Below are 21,333 nucleotides of genomic sequence, written 5' to 3' on the forward strand. Positions count from 1 at the left end.
GCGTCAAAGCGACGAAGGAGCAGCAAGCGGTAAATGTCCCACCCTCCGAGCCAGAGGCAGCAGGGGCTTAGAGCCCGAGTTCCGCAGGCAACTCGAGATCCTGGCCCAGGACGTTCTTTGCCAGGAACCACTCCACCACCTGGTACCAGACCTTGGCGTGTTGCGGCTGGAGGACCCAGTGGTTCTCGTCCGGGAAGTAGAGGAACCGGTGCGGAGTCTGTCCGTCCTGGTCCGCCGCCAGCTGGGACTTGGACAGCAGTTCATACCAGAGCCGCAGGCCTTCGCCGATGGGCACCCGGTAGTCCTTGTCACCGTGGATCACCAGCATGGGGGTGCTGATGTTCTCGGCATGGAGGTGCGGCGAGTTCTCCAGCGCCATTTCCTCGGTCATTTCCTTCAGCCAATACTGAGAGGCGTCGGTGGTGGGCCCGAACTGGTCCAGGGCCCAGAGGCTCGCATGGGTGACGACCGCCTTGAACCGGTCTGTGTTGCCCGCCACCCAGTTGGCCATGTAGCCGCCGAAGGAGCCACCCATCGCCGCGGTCCGGGCCTCGTCGATGTCGGGCCGCCCTACGGCGGCATCGGTCACTGCCATGAGGTCTGTGAAGGGCGCCTTCCCCCATGATCCCCAGCCGCGCTGGATGTACGACTGCCCGTAGCCGGTGGACAGCGCCGGATCCGGCAGCAGCACCGCGTACCCCTTCGCCGTCAGGAGCCACGGGTTCCAGCGCCAAGTCCACGCGTTCCACGATCCCAGCGGGCCGCCGTGGATCCACAGGAGCAGCGGTGCCGGTTGGTCCGCGGAAGCACCCTCCGGGAGGGCCAGGTAGGCGGGCACGCGCGAGCCGTCCGCGGCGGTTGCGGCGATGCGCTCCATCCGGCCAAGGTAGGACGGCCGCTCGGCAGGGGCAGGGAGGCGGGTGGTTTCCCCAGTGGCCAGGTCGATCCGTACGGCCTCGGCCGGGAACTCGTACGAGCTGCGCAGGGCATAGGCGCTGCGCCCCTCCGGCGAAATTACGACGTCGGAGTAGGCCGCAGCGTCCTGCGTCACCCGGGTGACGCCCACCTCAGCGGCAGCCGACGGAACGCTGACCCGAAAAACCGGCGACGCGCCGTCGTCGTCCGCTGTAACCAGGAGGCCGGAACCGTCCGGAAGCCACGCCGCAGGCTTGGGCCAGCGATCCCAATCGTGGGCCAGTGGCTGCAGTCCGCCGCCCTCCTCCGGCGCCTGGCCGGAGACGTCGAGCAGGTACATCTTGATTTCGGGGGCCCGGTGAGGGGTGGAATCACTCTCGCTGACCACCACGAGCGTGCGGCCATCGGGGCTGACGGGTCCCGGGAAGTAGCTCATGCCTTCCTGGTCCAGCAGCACTTTGAGGCTGCCGGACGCCACATCGACAGCCACCAGAATGGACCGGCTGTCCGCCTTCGCAAGAGGCTTGGTGTAGCCGCTGTAGATGGTCTTCCCATCGGGGCTGACCACGGTCTCCGCCTCCCTGAGCCGCGGGCCGGCGTCGGGCGTCAGGTTGCGCAGGACCAAGGGAGCGGTGGCATCAACCGTTGTGGGCGTGCCGGCTCCTTCTTTTTCCCCCGCTTCCACAGCGAAGATCCGCGGCTGACCGGGCCCCAGGTCCGCGTCCCAGTACCGGACCGGATACTCGCTGTGCAGGATGGCAGAGACCTTCTTGTCCTTGCGGGACTTGCGCCGTTCAGCGTCGTCCTCCTCGTCAGCGGAACCTGCCAGGACCTCGGCCGTCACGAACGCCGCATCGGCGCCCCTGGCCGTGATTACCCTGCTGACGCCGCCCGGCCGGCTGAGGACCACCCTTGCTTCGCCGCCGTCGGCCGGGAGCAGCCACAGCGCGCTCACCGGATCTTCGTCGGGGCTGTCCGGATCGGGACGGGCGGACGTGAAGTAGACGTCCCCATTGGCTGCGAACGCGGCACCGGCCTCGCCCTTGGCGCTGCGGGTGATGCGCCGGGCGTGCTTCTGCCCGGCCGGGTCCAGCTCCCACAGTGCGGTGGCGAATTCGGTGCCTTTACCGTTCAAGGTGCTCACAGTGGTGACCAGCCGCGTGCCGTCCGGGCTCAGTGCCAGGCCGCTTACCCGGGGGATGGACAGGTAATGGTCGAGGTCATGGAAAGGGGTCAGTGGTTGCTCGTCCGGGATCGCCGGATTCTGATTAGCCATGCTCCCGATTCAACACGTTTTGTGTCCGCCATCACAAACCCCCCGAAGCCGACACGCTGATGGGTTGGGTCCGGCGTGCTTGGGGCGCGCCGCCACCGGCGCCATTTGCCGCTTGCTGCTCGTTCCTCGCTTTGACGCAAGCTACACAAATGACCCCGGCACCTGCGCTTCGCCTAAAGCCCACCAATGCACGAGGTGGCGGACGACAGGGATTTATGTAGGCGCCGTCAAAGCGAGGAACGAGCAGGCGCCGGTAAATCTCTGCCGTCCGCCACCGTACTGAACCACTGAGGGGGTGGAGAGGGCAAAGCAAAAGCCCCGCCGCTCCTTTGTGGAGTGGCGGGGCTTTGGCTGTGGAACTTAGACGCTGGGTGCGATCTCCGGGATGCGCGGCTTGGCGTTGCCGGCGAAGGTGAACTTCGCGTCGTCGCCTTCGCCTTCGACATCCACCACGACGATGTCGCCGGTGTGGACCTCGCCGAAGAGGATCTTCTCGGAGAGCTGGTCCTCGATCTCGCGCTGGATGGTGCGGCGCAGCGGCCGGGCACCCATGGCGGGATCGTAGCCCCGGGTCGCGAGGAGCACCTTGGCGGCCTTGGTGAGCTCGATGCCCATGTCCTTGTCCTTGAGGCGCTTCTCCAGGCGGGTCACGAACAGGTCCACGATCTCGATGATCTCGTCCTGGGTGAGCTGCGGGAACACCACAACGTCGTCAACACGGTTCAGGAACTCGGGGCGGAAGTGCTGCTTGAGTTCCTCCGTGACGCGGGCACGCATGCGGTTGTAGCCGGTCTGCGTGTCGGTGCCGGACTGGAAGCCGGTGGCGACGCTCTTGGAGATGTCCCGGGTACCCAGGTTGGTGGTCATGATGATCACGGTGTTCTTGAAGTCCACCACGCGGCCCTGGGAGTCGGTCAGGCGACCGTCTTCCAGGATCTGCAGCAGCGAGTTGAAGAGGTCAGCGTGGGCCTTCTCAACTTCGTCGAACAGCACCACGGAGAACGGACGGCGGCGGACCTTCTCGGTCAGCTGGCCACCCTCTTCGTAGCCCACGTAGCCCGGAGGGGCACCGAAGAGCCGCGAAACGGTGTGCTTCTCGGAGTACTCGGACATGTCCAAGGTGATGAGGGCGTCCTCTTCACCGAAGAGGAACTCCGCAAGTGCCTTGGCGAGCTCGGTCTTGCCGACGCCGGTGGGGCCAGCGAAGATGAACGAGCCACCGGGGCGCTTGGGGTCCTTGAGCCCTGCACGGGTGCGGCGGATGGCCTGGGACAGTGCCTTGATGGCCTCGTCCTGGCCGACAACCCGCTTGTGCAGTTCGTCTTCCATCTTGAGCAGGCGCGAGGATTCTTCCTCGGTCAGCTTGAAGACGGGGATGCCGGTGGAGTTGGCCAGCACCTCGGCGATGAGATCCTCATCCACCTCGGAGATGTCGTCCATGCCGCCGGACTTCCAGTTGCGCTCCTTCTCCGCCCGCTCGGAGATCATCTTCTGCTCCTTGTCGCGGAGCGAAGCTGCACCTTCGAAGTCCTGGGCGTCGATGGCGGATTCCTTCTCCATCTTCAGCTTGGCGATGCGCTCGTCCATGGCCTTGAGCTCCGGCGGAGCGGTCATGCGGCGGATGCGCAGCCGGGCACCGGCTTCGTCGATCAGGTCGATCGCCTTGTCCGGGAGGAAGCGGTCCGAGATGTAGCGCTCGGCGAGGCTTGCAGCGGAGGCCAGGGCACCGTCGGTGATGGTGACGCGGTGGTGCGCCTCATACCGGTCGCGCAGGCCCTTGAGGATCTCGATGGCGTGCGCCACGGAGGGTTCCTTGACCTGGATCGGCTGGAAGCGGCGCTCCAGGGCGGCATCCTTCTCGATGTGCTTGCGGTACTCGTCCAGGGTGGTAGCACCGATGGTCTGCAGCTCGCCGCGGGCCAGCATGGGCTTCAGGATCGAGGCTGCGTCGATGGCACCTTCGGCGGCACCGGCACCCACCAGGGTGTGGATCTCGTCGATGAACAGGATGATGTCGCCACGGGTGCGGATCTCCTTGAGGACCTTCTTAAGGCGCTCTTCGAAGTCACCGCGGTAGCGGGAACCTGCCACAAGGGAACCGAGGTCCAGGGTGTACAGCTGCTTGTCGCGGATGGTCTCCGGGACGTCGCCGCGCACAATGGCCTGGGCAAGGCCTTCGACGACGGCGGTCTTGCCGACGCCGGGCTCGCCGATGAGGACAGGGTTGTTCTTGGTGCGGCGGGAAAGGACCTGCATGACGCGTTCCATTTCCTGCTCGCGGCCGATGACCGGGTCCAGCTTGTTCTCGCGCGCAGCCTGGGTCAGGTTGCGGCCGAACTGGTCCAGGACCACGGAACCGGCAGGGGCGCCTTCGGGCTGTCCGCCGCCGACGCCTGCGCCGGTGGTTTCCTTGCCCTGGTAACCGGAGAGGAGCTGGATGACCTGCTGGCGGACCCGGTTCAGGTCGGCGCCAAGCTTGACCAGGACCTGGGCGGCAACGCCTTCACCCTCCCGGATCAGGCCGAGCAGGATGTGCTCGGTGCCGATGTAGTTGTGGCCCAGCTGCAGGGCTTCGCGCAGCGAGAGCTCCAGCACCTTCTTGGCACGCGGGGTGAAGGGGATGTGGCCGGAGGGAGCCTGCTGGCCCTGCCCGATGATCTCCTGCACCTGCTCGCGAACGCCGTCGAGCGAAATGCTCAAGGACTCAAGAGCTTTGGCGGCAACACCCTCACCCTCATGGATCAGACCCAAGAGGATGTGTTCGGTACCGATGTAATTGTGGTTCAGCATGCGTGCCTCTTCTTGGGCAAGCACAACTACGCGACGGGCACGGTCCGTAAATCGCTCAAACATTTCGCCACACTCCTAGCTACGACGTACTTTGATGCTACGTGGCCCGCCCGGCGATGTGGAGCGTGTTCGCCACAGGGGAAACCGCAGTGTTTACGGAATATCCGCCACGTCCTCCGGCGCGGACTTCCTGCCTTGGTCTCCGGGCAATGGGAAAGACCGCCAAAATGCCCTTGTCCGTGGCCCTGCGGTGGCCCATCCTTGGCCTTACTGGCGGGCAGGGAGCGGCATCCGTAGGAACGTGCCAGCCGGGAAAATGGCGGGAGGCGGGGAATATGTCGAAGGTGGACCTGGAACGCGTGAAGCGGCCGGCCCGTGTTGCGCTTATTGCCGGAGCAGTGTGGCTGGTGGGCATCAGCCCGGTGCCGGGGGTATACCTCGAGCCTGACGCCGCCCAACGGCTCGACATGCTCCGAAAGGGGCGGCGGTGGTGGGTGGCGGGACAACACGTCGCTGCGGCAGGAACCGCCGCCATGCCCGCGGCGTTCGCCCGACTGGCCCTTGCCCTCCCGGAGGGGCGGAGCCGGTCACTCGCCGGCACGGCCGCCGTCGCGCTTGCTGCAGGCGCCCCGTTGTTCGTGTCCGAACTCGCGATGCGCGCAACGGACCTGGAGCGTTTCGCGGCCCGCCGCTTCCCGGCTTGGCCATTCCTTACCTACGCATGGCTGCACGTGCTCGCGCTTGGATCCCTGTCCGGAGCCCTGGCGGGCCTGCACCGGGAGAAAGAAGCGGCAGCCCTGGCCCTGGCCACCGTCGGTTGCGGAGCAGCGCTGGCGAAAACCGGCGATATTCCGCCCTTCGTGTTCTACCTTGCCGAACAGTTCGCTGCCGGCAGCCTCTTGCGGAGGTAATCGCACGGCCATCAAACTGCTGCAGCCCTGCAGGGATAATTGCTCCTCCGCCGCGGAATTCGTGGTGCACCAAAAAGCCCTGCCGCCCAATATGGGAAGCAGGGCTCTTTAGTCGAGCTATCGCCGTCCTACGAATTTGCCTTTTGGTAGGCTTCCTGGATTTCGGCCTGAATTCGGCCGCGGCTGTTAACCGTGTAGCCGTTATCCCGTGCCCATTGGCGGATTTGTGCTGAATCGTGGCTGCGGCCCGCGGTGGACGCCTTGGTGGCCCGCTGACTGCGGCCTCCGGACGCCTTGCGCGCAGCGTTGATGAACCTCTCCAATGAAGACCGAAGCTCAGCGGCATTGGCTGCCGACAGGTCAATCTCGTAGCTGACCCCGTCGAGGCCAAACTTAACATTTTCGTCTGCGGATCCCCCATCCAGATCATCAACAAGGATGATGTTTACTTTCTGTGCCATTAAGGTCTTCCTCTTGCTGGAAAGTCGGTTTTCAGAAAAGCAGGATGTTTCCCAAAAAAAGTATGACTCTTATCTTGGCAACGCGTCAAAGCGCCTAATGGTTCCTTGGGGATAAAGCCTGGGAATAGGGGGCTTTTACCTATTTGGCTTCGGGGCCCTGCTGCTCGGAGGGTGCCGGAAGGGAATCGGCTTCGGCCTGGGCGCGGGCTTCCGCCTGCCGCTCGGCCTTGTCAGCGTTAAAGATTGCCTTCATGGCGAACCAGAACAGCAGGCCCACCACCAGGGAGGGAAGAAGTACTGCTACGTATTCCATGGTCAGTGCCCTTCGGGCTTGAGCAGGGGGAACAGGATGGTTTCGCGGATACCGGCCCCGGTGAAGAGCATCACCAGCCGGTCGATGCCCAAGCCGATACCGCCCATGGGGGGAGCACCGTATTCGAGGGCGCGCAGGAAGTCTTCGTCAAGCTGCATGGCTTCGACGTCGCCGGCGGCCGCGTGCATGGACTGCTCCGTGAGCCGCTCGCGCTGGATGACGGGGTCGATCAGCTCGGAGAAGGCGGTGCCGCGCTCCATGCCGCCGATGATCAGGTCCCAGGCCTCGATCAGCCGGCCGTCCTCGCGGTGCGGGCGGGCCAGCGGCTGGGCGGAGGGCGGGTAGTCGTAGACGAAGGTGGGGTTCAGCAAGGTGGGCTCCACGATTTCACCGAAGAGTTCCACCACCAGCTTCTCGGCGTCCCACTTGGGGTCCACCTTGACCTCGTGCTTGGCTGCAAGCTCCCGAAGCACCTCAACCGGGGTGTCCGGGGTGATTTCCTGCCCAACGGCGTCGGAAAGTCCGGGGTAGACAGGCAGCCAGGCCCAGTCGCCGTCGAGGTTGATCTCCCCCGCCTCGGTCTGCAGGACGCGGCCGGCACCCACGGCGTCGGCGGCGTCAAGGATGATCTCCTTGATCCGCTGCGCCATGACGAACTGGTCGGCCCAGGCCTCGTAGCACTCGAGGGTGGTGAACTCGGGGCTGTGGGTGGAGTCAACGCCCTCGTTGCGGAATACGCGGCCCATGTCATAGACGCGGTCGATGCCGCCCACCACTGCACGCTTGAGGTACAGCTCGGTGGCGATGCGGAGGGTCATCTTCTGGTCGAAGGCGTTCATGTGGGTCTCGAACGGCCGCGCCAGTGCCCCGCCATGGACCAGCTGCAGGATGGGCGTTTCCACCTCCACGTAGCGGTGGCGGAACAGCGTTTCGCGGATGGAGCGCGTAATGGCGGCACGCGTGTAGACCATTTCACGGGCCTCGTCGCGGACCATCAGGTCGACGTAGCGCTGGCGGACGCGGGTTTCCTCGTTGAGTTCCGCGTGGAGCACGGGCAGGGGGCGCAGGGCTTTGGAGGCCATTGACCAGGACTCCGCCATGATGGACAGTTCGCCGCGGCGGGAGGAGATGACCTCACCCTTAATGAACACGTGGTCGCCGAGGTCAACCAGGGCCTTCCAGTCGGCGAGCGCTTCCTCGCCGATGTTGGCCAGGCTCAGCATCGCCTGCAGGCGGGTTCCCTTGCCGTCGGTGCCGCCTTCCTGCAAGGTGGCAAAGCAGAGCTTGCCGGTGTTGCGGACGAAGACTACGCGGCCCGTGACGCCCACGATGTCACCGGTCGTGTCGTCCGCCTCGAGGTGGGCGTACTTTTCCCGGATCTCGGCAAGCGAGTGCGTGCGTTCCACTCCCACGGGGTACGCCTCCGTGCCGCGCTCAAGAAGTTTGGCGCGCTTTTCCATGCGGATCCGCATCTGCTCGCTGGCATCGACGGGCTCTGGGGCATTCTTGGGCGCGGGGGTGTTTTGGGAAGTCACAATTATCAAGTTTACCGGGCATTGGCCACCCCGGTTCCCAGCTGCCGCGCAGGCTTGCTGCCTAGGATGGGCTGGTGAAAGAACGGGTCCTTCCAACGCACGACGGCGGCAAGCTGGCTTTGTACAGCTACGGCGCCGAGGACGCGCCGGGCGAAAAGCGTGTGCTGCTGATTGGCGGCGCATTCCTCACGGCCCTGATCTACCGCCCATTCTCGATTGCGCTGGCGAAGGGCCTGGGCGACGGCTGGGCGGTTGACGTCTATGACCGCCGCGGCCGGGGCAACTCGTCCGAACAGCCGCCTGGCTACAGCATGGCCACCGAGATCGAGGATGTCCGGACCGTCCTCGCCGCCACCGGCGCACGGAACATCCTGGGCCATAGCCTGGGCGGATCGGTGGCGCTGAACGCGGTCCAGGAGTTCACGGGCACCCCGTTGGTCCCGGACAAGCTGGCCGTGTACGACGCTGCCGTGAACATTGACGGCAGCATCGACACCCGGTGGCTGGACGGGTTCGAGGCCGCCGTCAACAATGGCAGGGTGGGACTCGCCCTGGCCCACATGAAGAAGGCCACCAGCCCGGGCTCAGCGATGGCCAGGATCCCGGAGCCGGTCCTGGCCGGCCTGATGGCGGTCCTGTCCCGGACCAAGGTGAACACAATCTTCCGCCAGGTGATGCCCAGCGGCGTGGGTGAGCTGCGCGCGGCCTACGACGAGAAGGATCACGCCCGGGACTTCAGCGTGCTGCCGCCGGGCACCCACTTCATGGCCGGCGGGAAGAGTCCCAGTTATTACAGGGAGACTGCCGAACGGCTCCACGCGGGCGTACCGGGCAGCACCTACCAGCTCTCCCCCAAGTGCTTCCACGGGTCTGTCCCTGCAGCGGTCAAGGAACTGGTGGAGGCCATCGCAGCGTATTTCAAGGACGAACGTCCGGACGGGGAGGCCCGCCCGGACGATGATTCCCGCCCGGACCAGGCCGGCGTTATCCCCGTTCCCCGCGGCTGAACCCCGCAAGGGCAGCTTCCCCCAGGTTCCGCCACACCGTACGCGGCTTCGGTTCCACGCTCCGGTCCGCCAACCAATCGCCCCAGGCAGTGATGTCCTCCCCGCCCGCAGCGGCGACGGCATCACAGGCGAACCCGACGGCGGCGGACCCACCCGACAGCTGCACGGACCCCAGCAGCATCGGCTCGGGAAGGCCCGCCAGGAATGTCCCCAAAGCTGCCGGGGACACCAGCCACCGCTCCCCCACCAACTCGGCGCCGTCGTCGGACCGGTAGACGCCGGGTTTGGCCGGCACGGTGTCCAGCGCCACCATCCGGTAGCGCGCCGCCGTCCGGACCGGGCCGTCCCAGAACGCCCCGAGCTCCTCCAGTTGCGGCGCGAGTGGCTGGCCCTTGCGGTGGGCCCCGACCACAACCAGCGGCACGGCCTGGGCACCTGCGGCCAACGGCCAGGGAGCGGACGACGACGGCCTGCCGCCTTCCGGGCCGGCCCCGCCTACGGCGCCGGGAACCGTAGCTCCCTTAGCAAAGAGCGCAGGCGGCGCGGGAGTGGTTTCGATCCGGCGCGCGATGTCGGCAGCCACGGCGTCATCGAAAGTGCGGCCCACTACCGTGAGTCCAAACTGGGCGCCGTCCACCTCCCCGGCGGGAACGGCCACTGCGCACAGATCGAACAGGTTGCAGAAATTGGTGTAGGTGCCCATCAGCGAGTTCACGCCCACGGGGTCGGCAGCTACTTCTGCCAGCGTGGGGTGGAACGGCGCAGTGGGAACCAGCAACGCGTCGAAGCCTTCCAGCCGGGCCATGGCCCTGGCCTTGAGTTCCTCCAGCCGCCCGGTATCAGCGACGTACCGGTGGGCAGGCACTTCGCCGGCCGCGCGGACGATGCCCCGAACTGTCGGATCGATTCCCACTTGGCCGTCCGTGCCGCCGTCGTGGTTCTCCAGGAAGCTGCCCACCGCGGCGTACCGTTCGGCCACCAGACCACCGTCGTACAGCAGCCGGGCAGCCTGGAGGAAGTCGTCGAATTCGACCGGTTCGGCGGCCACCCCAGAGGATCGCAGCCGGTCAACCTGCCGGTCAAACTCCGCGGCCCATTCCGGCGGCAGCGCAGGCAGCGCCGCGGGGTATGCAACCCGCGGCCGGGACGGCGCGGCGAGCCGGATGTCCGCCGGCCAGGCCCGTGAATTGCCGGCCATGATGCCCATGGCCAGTTCGGCGGTGGACAGGTGCCGGGCAAAGATGGTGACGGCGTCCCAGGACCGGCAGGCCGGCACCACCCCGGCTGTGGAGACCACGTTGAGGGTGGCCTTGATCCCGACGATGCCCTGCAGCCCGGCCGGGACCCGGCCCGATCCCGCCGTGTCCGTGCCGATGGCGATGTCCGCCAGTCCCAGCGCCACCGCAACAGCGGAACCCGAGCTGGAGCCGCCGGAAATGTAGCCGGGGCGGCGGGAATCCCGGACAGCACCGTAGGGACTCCGCGTGCCCACCAGCCCGGTGGCGAACTGGTCCAGGTTGGTGGCACCCAGGACCAGGGCACCGGCTGCGCGGAGCCGGGCCACGGCTTCGGCGTCCTTCTCCGGCGTGTAGGCGAAGCCCGGGCAGGCGGCCGTGGTGGGGATGCCGGCCACGTCAACGTTGTTCTTGACGGCGAGCAGGAGTCCAGCCAGGGGGAGGTCCGCGCCGCCGGCTACAGCCGCATCGATTCCGGCTGCTTCGGCCAGGAGGTCCTCGGCGGCGCGCAGCGTGATCCAGATTTCTGGCCGGTCCGCCGTTTCAATCGCCGCGAGTGCTGCCTTGACGCGGCGGGTGGCGCTGCCGGTGGTTGTGGTGCTCATACTGCCGCCTCCTCCAGGTCCTGTGCCCCGAGGTCCAGGACTTCATCAACGGGTACCAGGTCACTGCCGCCCAGGACCACCACCGCCTCGCCGGACACCACCTGAGATCCGGCGGCCGGGAGGACGCGGAGCACGATTCCGTCAGAGGGTGCTTCCAGGACCGTTTCCATCTTCATGGCCTCCAGCGACACCAGCGGCTGGCCCTTGACCACGCGGTCGCCTTCCGCCACGTCCACCTTCCAGACGCTGGCGGCAAAGGGGGCGGAGACGAGTGCGCCGCCCTCGGGCACCTCCACGTCGTCGGCCACAGGGGAAACGACGGCGGCGAGCGCCTCCGCCCGGTCGAACTCGCCGGCGTCGGCCCAGGCCTGCCGTTCCACTGCGAAAGCGGCGCCCTGCTTTTCCCGGAACGCGTCGATGGACGCACGGTTTTCGGACAGGAATGCCTCGTGGTCGGCGAGGGAGAAGGTGCCGTCCTCGATCTCCACGCCACGGCCGCGCCCGGCGGCCATGTCGGCCCTTAGGTCCAGCAGTTCCTCCGGGCTGACGGGGTACCAGGAGATCCGGTCGAAGAAGCGCAGCAGCCAGGGCGATCCCGGCTCGAACGGGGCCGAGTCCGCGTAGCGGGACCAGACCTGCGTGGTACGGCCCACGAACTGGTAGCCGCCGGGGCCTTCCATGCCGTAGATGCACATGTAGGCTCCGCCGATTCCCACGGCGTTTTCCGGCGTCCAGGTGCGGGCCGGGTTGTATTTGGTGGTGACCAGGCGGTGCCGCGGATCCAGCGGGGTGGCCACTGGGGCTCCCAGGTAGACGTCGCCCAGGCCCAGCACCAGGTACTCGGCGTTGAAGACTGTGTCGAAGACGTCGTTGACGGAGTCCAGGCCGTTGATCCGGCGGATGAACTCGATGTTCCACGGGCACCAGGGGGCGTCGTCGCGGACGCCTGCCATGTAGCGCTCGATGGCCTCCCGGGTGGCGGGATCATCCCAGGACAGCGGGAGCCGGACGGTGCGGCTGGGAACCACCAGTTCGGAACTGGCGGGCAGCGCGGCCTCGATTTCCTGGACCAGGTCCAGCAGCGGCCGCGTGGTGGACAGGACGGACGGGTCCACCTTGATCTGCAGTGACCGGATGCCCGGGGTGAGGTCCACGATGCCGGGGACGCGGAGCGCCTCGATCTGCTGGTGCAGGGCGTGCACGCGTGCGCGCAGGCCAAGGTCCAGCACCATCTCGCCGTATTCGACCAGCAGGTTGTCATCGCCGGAGCGGCGGTAGGTAACGCCGGGACGGCCGGAACCTTCGGAAACCCGGCCCAGCACGCCGGCGTCGCCATCGCCCCGGAACGAACGTGCGGGGGCGGCCATGGACGGATCCGACGTCCAGTCCGCGTCGCCCGGGAGCACCAGCTGGCGTCCGGGTCCCAGGTCCTTGGCCGACGGCGCCTGGCTGGCTTTGATGGGCACGAACCGGACCTTGTCCCCCGGGCGGAGCTGGCCCAGCTTCCAACGCTCGGCGGTGACCACGGTGGCCGGGCAGACGAAGCCGCCGAGGCTGGGGCCGTCCGGGCCGAGCAGGATGGGCGTGTCGCCGGTGAAGTCCAGGGCGCCCACGGAGTAGGCGGTGTCGTGGATGTTGGACGGGTGCAGGCCTGCCTCGCCGCCGTCGGTCCGGGCCCAGCGGGGTTTGGGTCCGATGAGCCGGACTCCGGTGCGGGCGGAATTGAAGTGGACCTCGTATTCCGCGGCGTAGAGCTCTTCGATGTCTTCCCTCCGGAAGAACTCGGGGGCGCCGTGCGGACCCTCAGCAACGGCCAGTTCCCAGGTGGCGGTGAGCGCGGGGCGGCTGTCGAGCGGCACTGCAGCGGCGGGAATTTGTTCGACGCCGGATTTCACCGTGCGGAGCACGTCACCGGCGCGAAGGACGCGTCCGGCGTGGCCGCCGAACTGCCCCAGGGTGAAGGTGGAGGAGCTGCCCAGGTACTGCGGAATGTCCAGGCCGCCCTGGAACAGGATGTAGCCGCGCAGGCCCGTTCCGGCGGCCGTGCCGGCGTCGAGGGTTCCTCCGGCGGGGACCGTGACGGGCGTCCAGGCGGGCACCTCCGTTCCGTCTACTGTCACCACCACTTCCGCGCCGGTGACGCACACGGTGGTCTGATGCGTGAAGGTCAGGCTGGGACCGGTCATGGTGAACTCCAGGCCGGGAGCGCCTTCCTGGTTGCCGAGGGCGGTGTTGCCAAGCCGGAAGGAGAGATCGTCCATAGGGCCGCTCGGCGGGACACCGATCTGCCACAGCCCGGTGCGGCCGGGCCAGTCCTGCACGCTGGTCTGCAGGCCGGGGCGGCCCACGGTGATGCGCGGTTCAGGATCCCCCACGTTGTCCAGGGTGCTGGTGGAGTGCAGGACGCTGCGGACCACGTCCATCCCGCTCACGGCCCGAAGCATGCCAAGGTTGGTCTCGATGCCGTCGATGCGGGTGTTGTCCAGGGCGGACGCGAGCCGGTCAAAGGCGTCCGCACGGCTTTCGCCGGCGGTGATGATCTTGCCCAGGAGGGGGTCGTAGTTGGTGGCAACCTCGGTGCCGGTTTCCACCCAGGCGTCCACGCGGGCTTCATCCGCTGCAGGGAATACGGCGTTGGTGACGGTTCCCGCGCTGGGCTGGAAACCGCGGGCCGGGTCTTCGGCGTAGAGGCGGGCTTCCACAGCGTGGCCGGAAACCGGCAGTGCGTCCGGAACGTTTTCCAGCACTGATTGTGCTTCGCTCCCGCCCTGCGCCAGGCAGAGCATCCATTCCACCAGGTCCACGCCGGTGACGGCTTCGGTGACGGGGTGTTCCACCTGGAGCCGGGCGTTGACTTCCAGGAAGGAGGCTTCCTTGCGGGCGGCGTCGTAGACGAACTCGACCGTGCCGGCGGAGCGGTAGTTCAGCGAGGCGCAGAGAGCCCGGGAACTGCGGTGCAGTTCTTCCCGCAGCTCCGCCGGGAGGTCCGGAGCCGGGGCTTCCTCAAGGACTTTCTGGTGGCGGCGCTGCAGCGAGCAGTCCCGGTCGCCGAGGCTGACCACCCGGCCTTCGCCGTCACCAAAGACCTGGACCTCCACGTGCCGGGCGTTCTCGACGTACCGTTCGGCGAAAACGCCCGCGGTGCCGAAGCTTGCGCTGGCCAGCCGGGCAACGCGGGGGAAGCTTTCGGCCAGCTCGGCCTCGGAACGGCAGACGGTCATGCCGATGCCGCCGCCACCTCCGGTGGCCTTAAGCATCAGCGGGAAGCCGATCTCCTTGCTGGCCGCCACGGCGGCGTCCACGTCCGCAAGCAGCCCGGACCCGGCGATCATCGGCACCCCGGCCGCCCGGGCGGCGTCGCGCGCTGTGTGCTTGGTGCCGAAGATGCGCAGCTGCTCCGGGGTGGGACCCACGAACACGAGCCCGGCCGCTTCCACGGCCTCGGCGAAGGCTGCATCCTCTGACAGGAAGCCGTAGCCGGGGTGGATGGCGCCCGCGCCGGTTGCCCTGGCCGCGGCCAGGAGCGCGTCCACCCGGAGGTAGGACTCCTTGGCAGGGGCTGGTCCCAGCAGCACGGCTTCGTCGGCGAGCCGGACGTGCTTGGCGCCGCGGTCCGCCTCCGAGAACACGGCAACGGTCCGCAGGCCCAGCTTCCTGGCTGACTCGATGATGCGGCAGGCGATCTCGCCGCGGTTTGCGACCAGCAGGGTATGGAATGTGGTCATCGTGCTGCCTTCGGCCGGGTGACGATCATGCGGACGGGGGTGGGGTTGAAGCCGTTGCAGGGGTTGTTGATCTGCGGGCAGTTGGAGACGAGCACCAGGGTGTCCACCTCCGCGCGGAGTGCCACGCGCTTGCCCGGGGCGGACAGGCCGTCCACAATGCCCAGGGCGCCGTCCGGATCCACCGGGACGTTCATGAACCAGTTGATGTTGGACACCAGGTCCCGTTTGCCCAGGCCCCAGCGGGAGCCCTCGATCAGGAAGTTCTCCACGCAGGCGTGCTGTTCGCGGGTGTGCTGTCCGTAGCGGAGCGTGTTGGATTCCTGCGAGCAGGCGCCGCCGACGGTGTCGTGCACGCCCACTTCGTCTGCCACCACGGTCATGAGGGGTGCGCCGGTGTCGGCCCGGAGGACTGAGCCGGTGGTGAGGACGATCGACTGCTGGGCGGCGATGGTTGCCGGAGCGGAGTAACGCACAGTGGTGTCGGCTGCTGAGTACAGCAGGCAGTCCACCGCCTGGTTGCCTTCCAGGTCCACGATGGTCAGGACGTCGCCGGCTGCCACTACCGCTGACCAGGGGCCGCGGGCCTCGACGAATTCGTCCAGGATCACGGTGCCTGCGGCGAGCGCGGTTTCGGCGGCGTCCGGGATGGGCTTGGTGTCAGTGGCGGTGTTCATCGGGCATTCCTTGCGGTGAGGTCGTGTTCGGTGTTGCGGAGGGCCTGCCGGTGTTCGGGCGCCAGCGGGCCGGTGAGCGAGCCGGCTTCCAGCTCCTCGAGGTCCTGCGGTGCGTGCCAGGCAAGGATGTCGATGGCGGTCCCGGCGAAGTCCGGGCGGGGGTCCAGCGGGTGGGCGGTGTTGGCCAGCACCAGCACAGCGTCCATCTGGAGCAGGAGTTCGACGGCGGCACCCGGCCCGGCACTTCCGGTGAAGGTGATGCTGCCGGCGGGGTCCACGGTGATGCCCTTGAAGAAGGAGAGCGACGGCGCCACATCCCTGGTGCCGAGGCCGTTCTTGAGTGCGCCCAGGGTGAGCAGTTCGCGCGCTGCCGGGGAGGAGCTGTGGGCGGCTCCGGCGCCGTACTTGGCTGTGTTTCCTGCCAGCGTGGTGGCGCCGGTGAGGGTGTCGTGGCGCGATGAGGAGTCCGCGACGATGGTGGCCATCAGACGGCCGGCGTCGGACAGCAGCGGGTGGCCCGTGCCGGGGTAGGCCTGCCAGGGAACCTTGACGGTGTCCGCGATGTTCAGCCGTTCGTGCAGGCTGCCCGCGCGGTACAGAAGGGCGTGCACACACGCGTCGCCGGCAGTGTCGGTGAGGCGGATCCGGGTGCCGCGGGCCAGGACCATGGTGGTGTAGCGGCCAAAGGCGAGGGATTCGGCCCAGGTGGGGATCACGCCGTCGGGCATTCCGGCCAAAAGGCGGGCCGGGGCAGACGCTGCCGGCACGTGGCGCATGCTCTCGGCTGTCTTGCCGTGCTGCTCGCGGGCGTGGGCGCGGGCGCCGGCCGTCGTGGCCGTGCCGGTTACTGGTGTTTCGAGGGTCTGTGTCATGTCAGTCCTGTAGTTGCTGGAATTTTCGGAAGATCTGCGGGTGTCAGGCTTTGGCGGCCAGGTTCCGCTGCCGGACCCAAACGCCCAGGAGCAGGACGGCCGTGACCATCAGTGGTGCGGACCAGAGGAGGAGCCCGTTTTCGCCGGAGGGGTCGTAGACCTCGGGCCGGGGCCAGGCGAGGTTGACCACCATGACGCCGCCGTAAAGGACTGCCAGGATGTTGACCGGAAGGCCCCACCGGCCCAGGGAGAACAGGCCCGCCGGCATGGTCTGTCCCACCCGGTCCCAGTCGCCGCGCAGGCGGTTGACCAACTGCGGGACGGTGACCAGGAGGTAGGCCAGGTAGACCATCACGATGCAGACGCTGCAGAGCGTGGTGAACAGGGCCGCGTTGCCCACGTTGATGGCCAGCACGGCAACTGCCAGGGCGCCGATCACAATGGAGGGCCACATGGGCGTGCCGCGGGTGGGGTGGACGGAGGAGAGAAGGGCCGACGCCGGGAGCTTGCCGTCGCGGGCCATGGAGAAGACCAGCCGGGACCCGGCGGTCTGGATGGCCAGGGTGCAGACGAAGATGGCGATGGCCACGTCCACCAGCAGGACCTTGCCCCAGAAGGTGCCCAGGACCGCGGTGAGGACGTAGGGAAGGCCTTCGGTGGCCAGGCGGCCGTCATCGAGGCTGGGTGCGGCCATCAGGGCGGTGATGATCATCAGGGCGCCGCCGATGCCGGAGATGAGCAGGGCGGAGAGGATGGTCCGCGGAGCGGTGCGGCGCGGGACCTTGGTTTCTTCGGACAGTTCGCCGGCGGAGTTGAAGCCCACCATGACGTAGGCGGCCATCAGCCCGGAGACCAGGAAGGCTCCCACGGCGCCGAGGTCTGATCCCTGCAGCACGGTGGTGTCCGCCACGACGTCCGGTCCGCGCTGGGCGGCGCTGACCAGGGCCAGGATCACGGCCACGACACCCACGATCTCGCAGGTGACGCCCACCGAGTTCACGTGCGCCATGAGCTTCACGCCCAGGGAGTTGATGATGGTGGTGGCCACCAGGAGTACGGCGCCCAGGACCACAGCGTTGCTGGCGCCAGTCACCGTGTTGAGCGCCGGGTCGCCGCCCACTACCTGGAAGCCGTCCCAGAGCTGGGGAAGGACCACCTGCAGGGCGATGGCGGCGGCAGCGGCGGTGACCACCTGCGCGATGGCCATGAACCAGCCCGCGAACCAGCCGACGCCCTCTCCCCCGACGCGGCGTGCCCACTGGTACACGGCGCCGGAGAGGGGGTAGCGGGCGGCAAGCTCGGCGAAGTTCAGCGCCACGAGCAGTTGGCCCACCAAGACAACAGGCCAGGTCCAGAAGAACGCGGGCCCGGCGAAGGAGTAACCGAACGCGAAGAGCTGGAAGATGGTGGTGAGGATCGAAACGAAAGAGAAGCCAGCGGCAAAGGAAGCGTAGCGGCCGAGCTTTCGGTGGAGGGTGGGCTGGTAGCCAAGGGACGTCAGGTCTGCATCGTCCTGGTGGACGGTGGGGAGAACGGTTGAGGTCATCGGGAATCTCCGGGCTGGAAAGGGATTGGGGGGCAAAGCCTCCCGGCACTGCAGCGCTCGGCCGAAGGCTGCTGATTACCGGTCAATTGATAGTTTTCCAGCGGGATGTCCCCAAACAGTTTCACCTCTGTAAAAGGCGGATAGACATCTTGTTTCGCGCAGATTTCCGTCCCCTCACCATTCCTGCCGGCCGTTTTCGTGCTGCCCCCTGGTCCATCCGCCAGTGCAACAATGGGGCCGTGACTTCAGCCGGACCGGGACGCCCCCGCCACCAGCAGCCCTCGCGGCCAGGGGCTACCGCCCGCGACGAGATCCTCGACGCCGCGGCGGAGCTTTTTACCACGCAGGGCTTCGCCAGCACCTCCACCCGGTCCATCGCGGACGCCGTGGGAATCCGGCAGTCATCCCTCTACCATCACTTCAAAACCAAGGACGACATCCTCGAGGACCTCCTGGAGGGGACGGTGTCAGGGGGCCTGAAGTTCGCGCGCGCAGTTGCCGCGTTGCCCGCCGACCGTCCTGAGACGGAAAGCCCGGCTGGAAGCCGGCTTCACGCCGTCGCGCTTTACGACGGCACCCAGCTGTGCAGCGCCCGGTGGAATCTTGGCGTCCTATACCACCTGCCCGAGGTGCGCACCACGCGCTTCGCCCGGTTCCTCAGCCACCGCCAGGAGCTCCGGCGGCTGTACGGGGAGCTGGGCGGCGGGCTGTCAGCAACCGTGATCGGCCCGGACGGCGGCGACTTCACGTTCCGCCTGGTCGAATCCCTGATCTATTTGCGGGCTGATGGTGCCGTGACGGCGGAGTCTGCAATGCAGGCGGCGGATGCGGGATTGATCCTCTGCGGTCTCGGGGACCAACTGCCGGCCATCCGCGCGGCGAGCCAGGCCCTCATTCAGCAGCTGGCCTGAGCCGGAGACGCCCGCGTCCGTGATGCCCCCACCCGGCTTGCTCGGCTAGGCTCGGAGCATGACGCGAGAGAACATCAGGACCCCCGACGGCGGCACTGTGGAGCTCTTCTCCACGGGCGCGGAACTGGCTTCGGCCGGTTCCGGTGTGGTGGTGGTGCCGCCCTCCATGGTGACGGCCGCTGACTACACCAGGTTCGCCCAAAAACTGAGCGCGGCCCTGGGCCGGCCCGTGCACACGTTCAACCGTCGAGGCCGCGGCTCGTCGTCGCCTCAGCCTGAGGACTACACGCTGGACGTGGACATCCGGGACCTCGACACCGTCATGAAGCACACCTCCAGCACGGACGTCTTTGGGCACAGCTTCGGCGGGGCCGTTGCCCTGCATGCCGCGCGGACCCTCCCCGTGGAACGGCTCGCAGTCTACGACCCCGCGGTGTCGGTGAACGGCAGCGTCAGCGCGGACTGGATTGCTGAGTATGAGCGGGCCATTGCCGCCGGTGACGATGACCGCGCCCTCGCCGTGATCCAGCGCGGCCTGGAAGCCGGCGGATCCTTCTCATCGCGCATGCCGCTGTCCATGCTGACCCTGGCCAACAAGCTGACCGCCGGCACCACGGAAGGCAAGCAGCAGCGCGAACTCATGCGCACCGGCGTCCGTGAGATCAAGGCCATCATCGCCGCGGACATGCCTGCCGAGCCGTTCCTGGACCTGCCGCTGGAGACGCTGATCGTGGTGGGCGAAAAGAGCCCGGCCTACTTCGGCATCGCCTGCGGCCAGATCCACGACGTACTGTCCGGCTCCAGCTACACCATCCTGCCCGGCTTCGGCCACGACGGCGCCATCAAGGCCCCGGACAAGCTCATCAAGGAACTGAGCGACTTCTACGCCGGCTGACCCATGTAGCTCGCAGTAGTTGTCGTTTTGGACGCTCAAAACGACAACTACTGCAAGTCAGTTGGGCCGGTGCCAGGGTTAGTGCCCTGCGCCGTGGCCCGGACCGGCACCTTCGGTCTTGCGCATCATGGCGGAAAGCACGACGGCGGCAAAGGCTATGACGGTTGCCGTCATGAACGCGGCGCTCATCCCGGCGACGAGTCCGGACGCCGCACTCACCACCGCGAAGATCGACACCAGCAAGGCCGTGCCGGCGGCACCGGCCACCTGCTGCGTGGTGCTCATGATCGCAGACCCGTGGGAGTAGAGGTGCGGCGGCAGCGGGTTCAGTCCCGTGGTGAAAGCGGGGGTGAACAGCAGTGCCAGGCCAAAACTCAGCCCCACGTGCAGGGTGACGATCCACCAAACGGCCGTGCCGGCGTCGAGCATTGAAAACTGCCAGAGGGTGACGACCATCAGGATGGATCCGGTGACCGTGAGGGGCAGCGGACCCACCTTGTCGAACGCACGGCCGATGACCGGGCCCAGCAGGCCCATGGCCAGGCCGCCGGGAAGCAGGACAAGGCCGGTTTCGAGCGAGCCCAGGCCGCGGACCTGCTGGAGGTAGAGCGGCAGCAGGATGACGCCGCCGAAGAGGGCCATCATGGCCACCACCATCAGCAGGACCGAGACGGTGAACATGCGGAAGTTGAAGGCGCGAAGGTCCAGCAGCGGCGCGGCGGCCTTCTGCAGCCGGACCTGGCGCAGCACGAATACCGTGAGCGCAGCGACTCCGATGACCAGGGCCGCGATGGCACCGGCGCCCGGACCAGCCTGGCCGCCATGGCCGCCGCCGATTTGGCTGAGCCCGTACACAAGGCCACCAAAGGCCGGGACGGTGAGGATGACGGACAGCGCGTCGAGCCGCCCCTTTTCGGTCTCGCCCACGTTGGTGAGGTACTTGGCACCAATGGCCAGCGCGGCGAGGGCTACGGGCAGGACGAAGACGAACATGAAGCGCCAGGTGAAGTGCTCCAGGATCAGGCCGGAGACGGTGGGACCCATGGCCGGTGCCACCGAAATGGCGATGCTCACGTTGCCCATGACGGCGCCGCGCTTGGCCAGTGGGACCAGGGTGAGGATGGTGGTCATCAGCAGGGGCAGCATGATGGCGGTGCCGCCCGCCTGGACGATACGGGCCAGTAGCAGGACCTCGAACCCGGGGGCCACCGCGGCAAGCGCTGTTCCGCTGGCGAACAAGCCCATGGCCAGCAGGAAGACGGCCCGCGTGGAGAGCCGCTGGAGGATGAAGCCGGTAGTGGGGATGACCACGGCCATAGTGAGCATGAAGCCGGTGGAGAGCCACTGGACGGTGGGCGCATCCACGCGCAGGTCCACCATGAGCCGTTGCAGGGCGACGTTCATGATGGTCTCGTTAAGGATCACCACGAACGTCGCCACCAGCAGCGTGCTGATGATAGTCACCGATTCCCGGGACATCTTCTCCGGCGCAGCGGGCTGGGCTCCTTGGCGGACTCCACCGCGGAAATCGTCGCGGTTTCCGGCTCTTCAGAATTGAGAGTGTAGTTTCGGTCTGAATCCGCCGGATTCCAGCAGTGATCGGGCGGTGTAGTTGGTGAGGTTCCGGAAGCCGAGAGCGGATCCGCGGAGGTGTTCGAGCCG

15 protein-coding genes are annotated in these 21,333 nt (G+C 67.3%); 4 read left to right on the forward strand and 11 right to left on the reverse strand.

What is annotated here, in order from left to right:
• Positions 1–67: 67 nt before the first annotated feature.
• The gene (locus ACETK3_RS16745) at positions 68–2,191 is read right to left on the reverse strand and encodes a prolyl oligopeptidase family serine peptidase (protein WP_373993208.1); all 2,124 of its coding nucleotides are present in this window, start codon (positions 2,189–2,191) and stop codon (positions 68–70) included.
• Positions 2,192–2,551: 360 nt separating this feature from the next.
• Positions 2,552–5,044 (reverse strand): ATP-dependent Clp protease ATP-binding subunit, encoded by a 2,493-nt coding sequence (locus ACETK3_RS16750; protein WP_373993209.1) that lies wholly within the window; start codon positions 5,042–5,044, stop codon positions 2,552–2,554.
• A 272-nt stretch (positions 5,045–5,316) separates the two neighbouring features.
• On the opposite strand from ACETK3_RS16750, the gene ACETK3_RS16755 reads away from it, so the two are divergent.
• Positions 5,317–5,892, forward strand: coding sequence for a hypothetical protein (locus tag ACETK3_RS16755; protein ID WP_373993210.1), 576 nt, complete (start codon positions 5,317–5,319; stop codon positions 5,890–5,892).
• A 128-nt stretch (positions 5,893–6,020) separates the two neighbouring features.
• Here the strand turns inward: ACETK3_RS16755 and ACETK3_RS16760 are convergent, their stop codons facing one another.
• From ACETK3_RS16760 to lysS, 3 genes are all read right to left on the reverse strand, one after another.
• The gene (locus tag ACETK3_RS16760) at positions 6,021–6,353 is read right to left on the reverse strand and encodes an Lsr2 family protein (protein WP_236821057.1); all 333 of its coding nucleotides are present in this window, start codon (positions 6,351–6,353) and stop codon (positions 6,021–6,023) included.
• A gap of 139 nt (positions 6,354–6,492) precedes the next feature.
• The gene (locus ACETK3_RS16765) at positions 6,493–6,666 is read right to left on the reverse strand and encodes a hypothetical protein (protein ID WP_237429597.1); all 174 of its coding nucleotides are present in this window, start codon (positions 6,664–6,666) and stop codon (positions 6,493–6,495) included.
• A gap of 2 nt (positions 6,667–6,668) precedes the next feature.
• Complete coding sequence (gene lysS / locus ACETK3_RS16770; RefSeq protein WP_373993211.1) at positions 6,669–8,201, reverse strand: lysine--tRNA ligase; 1,533 nt, start codon at positions 8,199–8,201, stop codon at positions 6,669–6,671.
• Between the two features lie 74 nt (positions 8,202–8,275).
• On the opposite strand from lysS, the gene ACETK3_RS16775 reads away from it, so the two are divergent.
• Positions 8,276–9,208 carry an alpha/beta fold hydrolase gene (locus tag ACETK3_RS16775; protein WP_373993212.1) on the forward strand — a complete coding sequence of 311 codons (933 nt, stop codon included), beginning with the start codon at positions 8,276–8,278 and terminating at the stop codon, positions 9,206–9,208.
• Here the strand turns inward: ACETK3_RS16775 and atzF are convergent.
• Genes atzF through ACETK3_RS16800 form a run of 5 tightly spaced genes read right to left on the reverse strand, consistent with a single transcriptional unit; the run spans position 9,186 to position 17,865 of the window.
• The gene (gene atzF, locus ACETK3_RS16780; protein WP_373993213.1) at positions 9,186–11,048 is read right to left on the reverse strand and encodes an allophanate hydrolase; all 1,863 of its coding nucleotides are present in this window, start codon (positions 11,046–11,048) and stop codon (positions 9,186–9,188) included. The genes ACETK3_RS16775 and atzF overlap by 23 nt on opposite strands.
• On the reverse strand, positions 11,045–14,773 hold the full coding sequence (gene uca, locus ACETK3_RS16785; RefSeq protein ID WP_373993214.1) for an urea carboxylase: 3,729 nt from the start codon (positions 14,771–14,773) through the stop codon (positions 11,045–11,047). The genes atzF and uca overlap by 4 nt, the downstream gene beginning before the upstream one ends.
• Positions 14,770–15,447, reverse strand: a complete 678-nt coding sequence (locus ACETK3_RS16790) for an urea amidolyase associated protein UAAP2 (protein ID WP_236800597.1) — start codon at positions 15,445–15,447, stop codon at positions 14,770–14,772. Before ACETK3_RS16790 ends, uca begins: the two co-directional genes overlap by 4 nt.
• Positions 15,444–16,319 (reverse strand): urea amidolyase associated protein UAAP1, encoded by an 876-nt coding sequence (locus ACETK3_RS16795; protein WP_236800596.1) that lies wholly within the window; start codon positions 16,317–16,319, stop codon positions 15,444–15,446. Before ACETK3_RS16795 ends, ACETK3_RS16790 begins: the two co-directional genes overlap by 4 nt.
• Positions 16,320–16,362: 43 nt before the next feature.
• Entirely contained in the window at positions 16,363–17,865 is a 1,503-nt protein-coding gene (locus ACETK3_RS16800) for an amino acid permease (RefSeq protein WP_373993215.1), read from the reverse strand.
• Between the two features lie 239 nt (positions 17,866–18,104).
• Here ACETK3_RS16800 and ACETK3_RS16805 point away from each other — a divergent pair, with 239 nt between their 5' ends.
• Positions 18,105–18,776, forward strand: a complete 672-nt coding sequence (locus ACETK3_RS16805; RefSeq protein WP_373993216.1) for a TetR/AcrR family transcriptional regulator — start codon at positions 18,105–18,107, stop codon at positions 18,774–18,776.
• A 58-nt stretch (positions 18,777–18,834) separates the two neighbouring features.
• Positions 18,835–19,671 (forward strand): alpha/beta fold hydrolase, encoded by an 837-nt coding sequence (locus tag ACETK3_RS16810; RefSeq protein ID WP_237429589.1) that lies wholly within the window; start codon positions 18,835–18,837, stop codon positions 19,669–19,671.
• Positions 19,672–19,749: 78 nt separating this feature from the next.
• On the opposite strand, the gene ACETK3_RS16815 is transcribed toward ACETK3_RS16810, so the two are convergent.
• On the reverse strand, positions 19,750–21,150 hold the full coding sequence (locus ACETK3_RS16815) for a DHA2 family efflux MFS transporter permease subunit (protein ID WP_373993217.1): 1,401 nt from the start codon (positions 21,148–21,150) through the stop codon (positions 19,750–19,752).
• Positions 21,151–21,333: the final 183 nt, after the last annotated feature.

Origin of the sequence: Arthrobacter sp. E44 (genome assembly GCF_041877125.1) — a bacterium.
Lineage (GTDB): Bacteria > Actinomycetota > Actinomycetes > Actinomycetales > Micrococcaceae > Arthrobacter.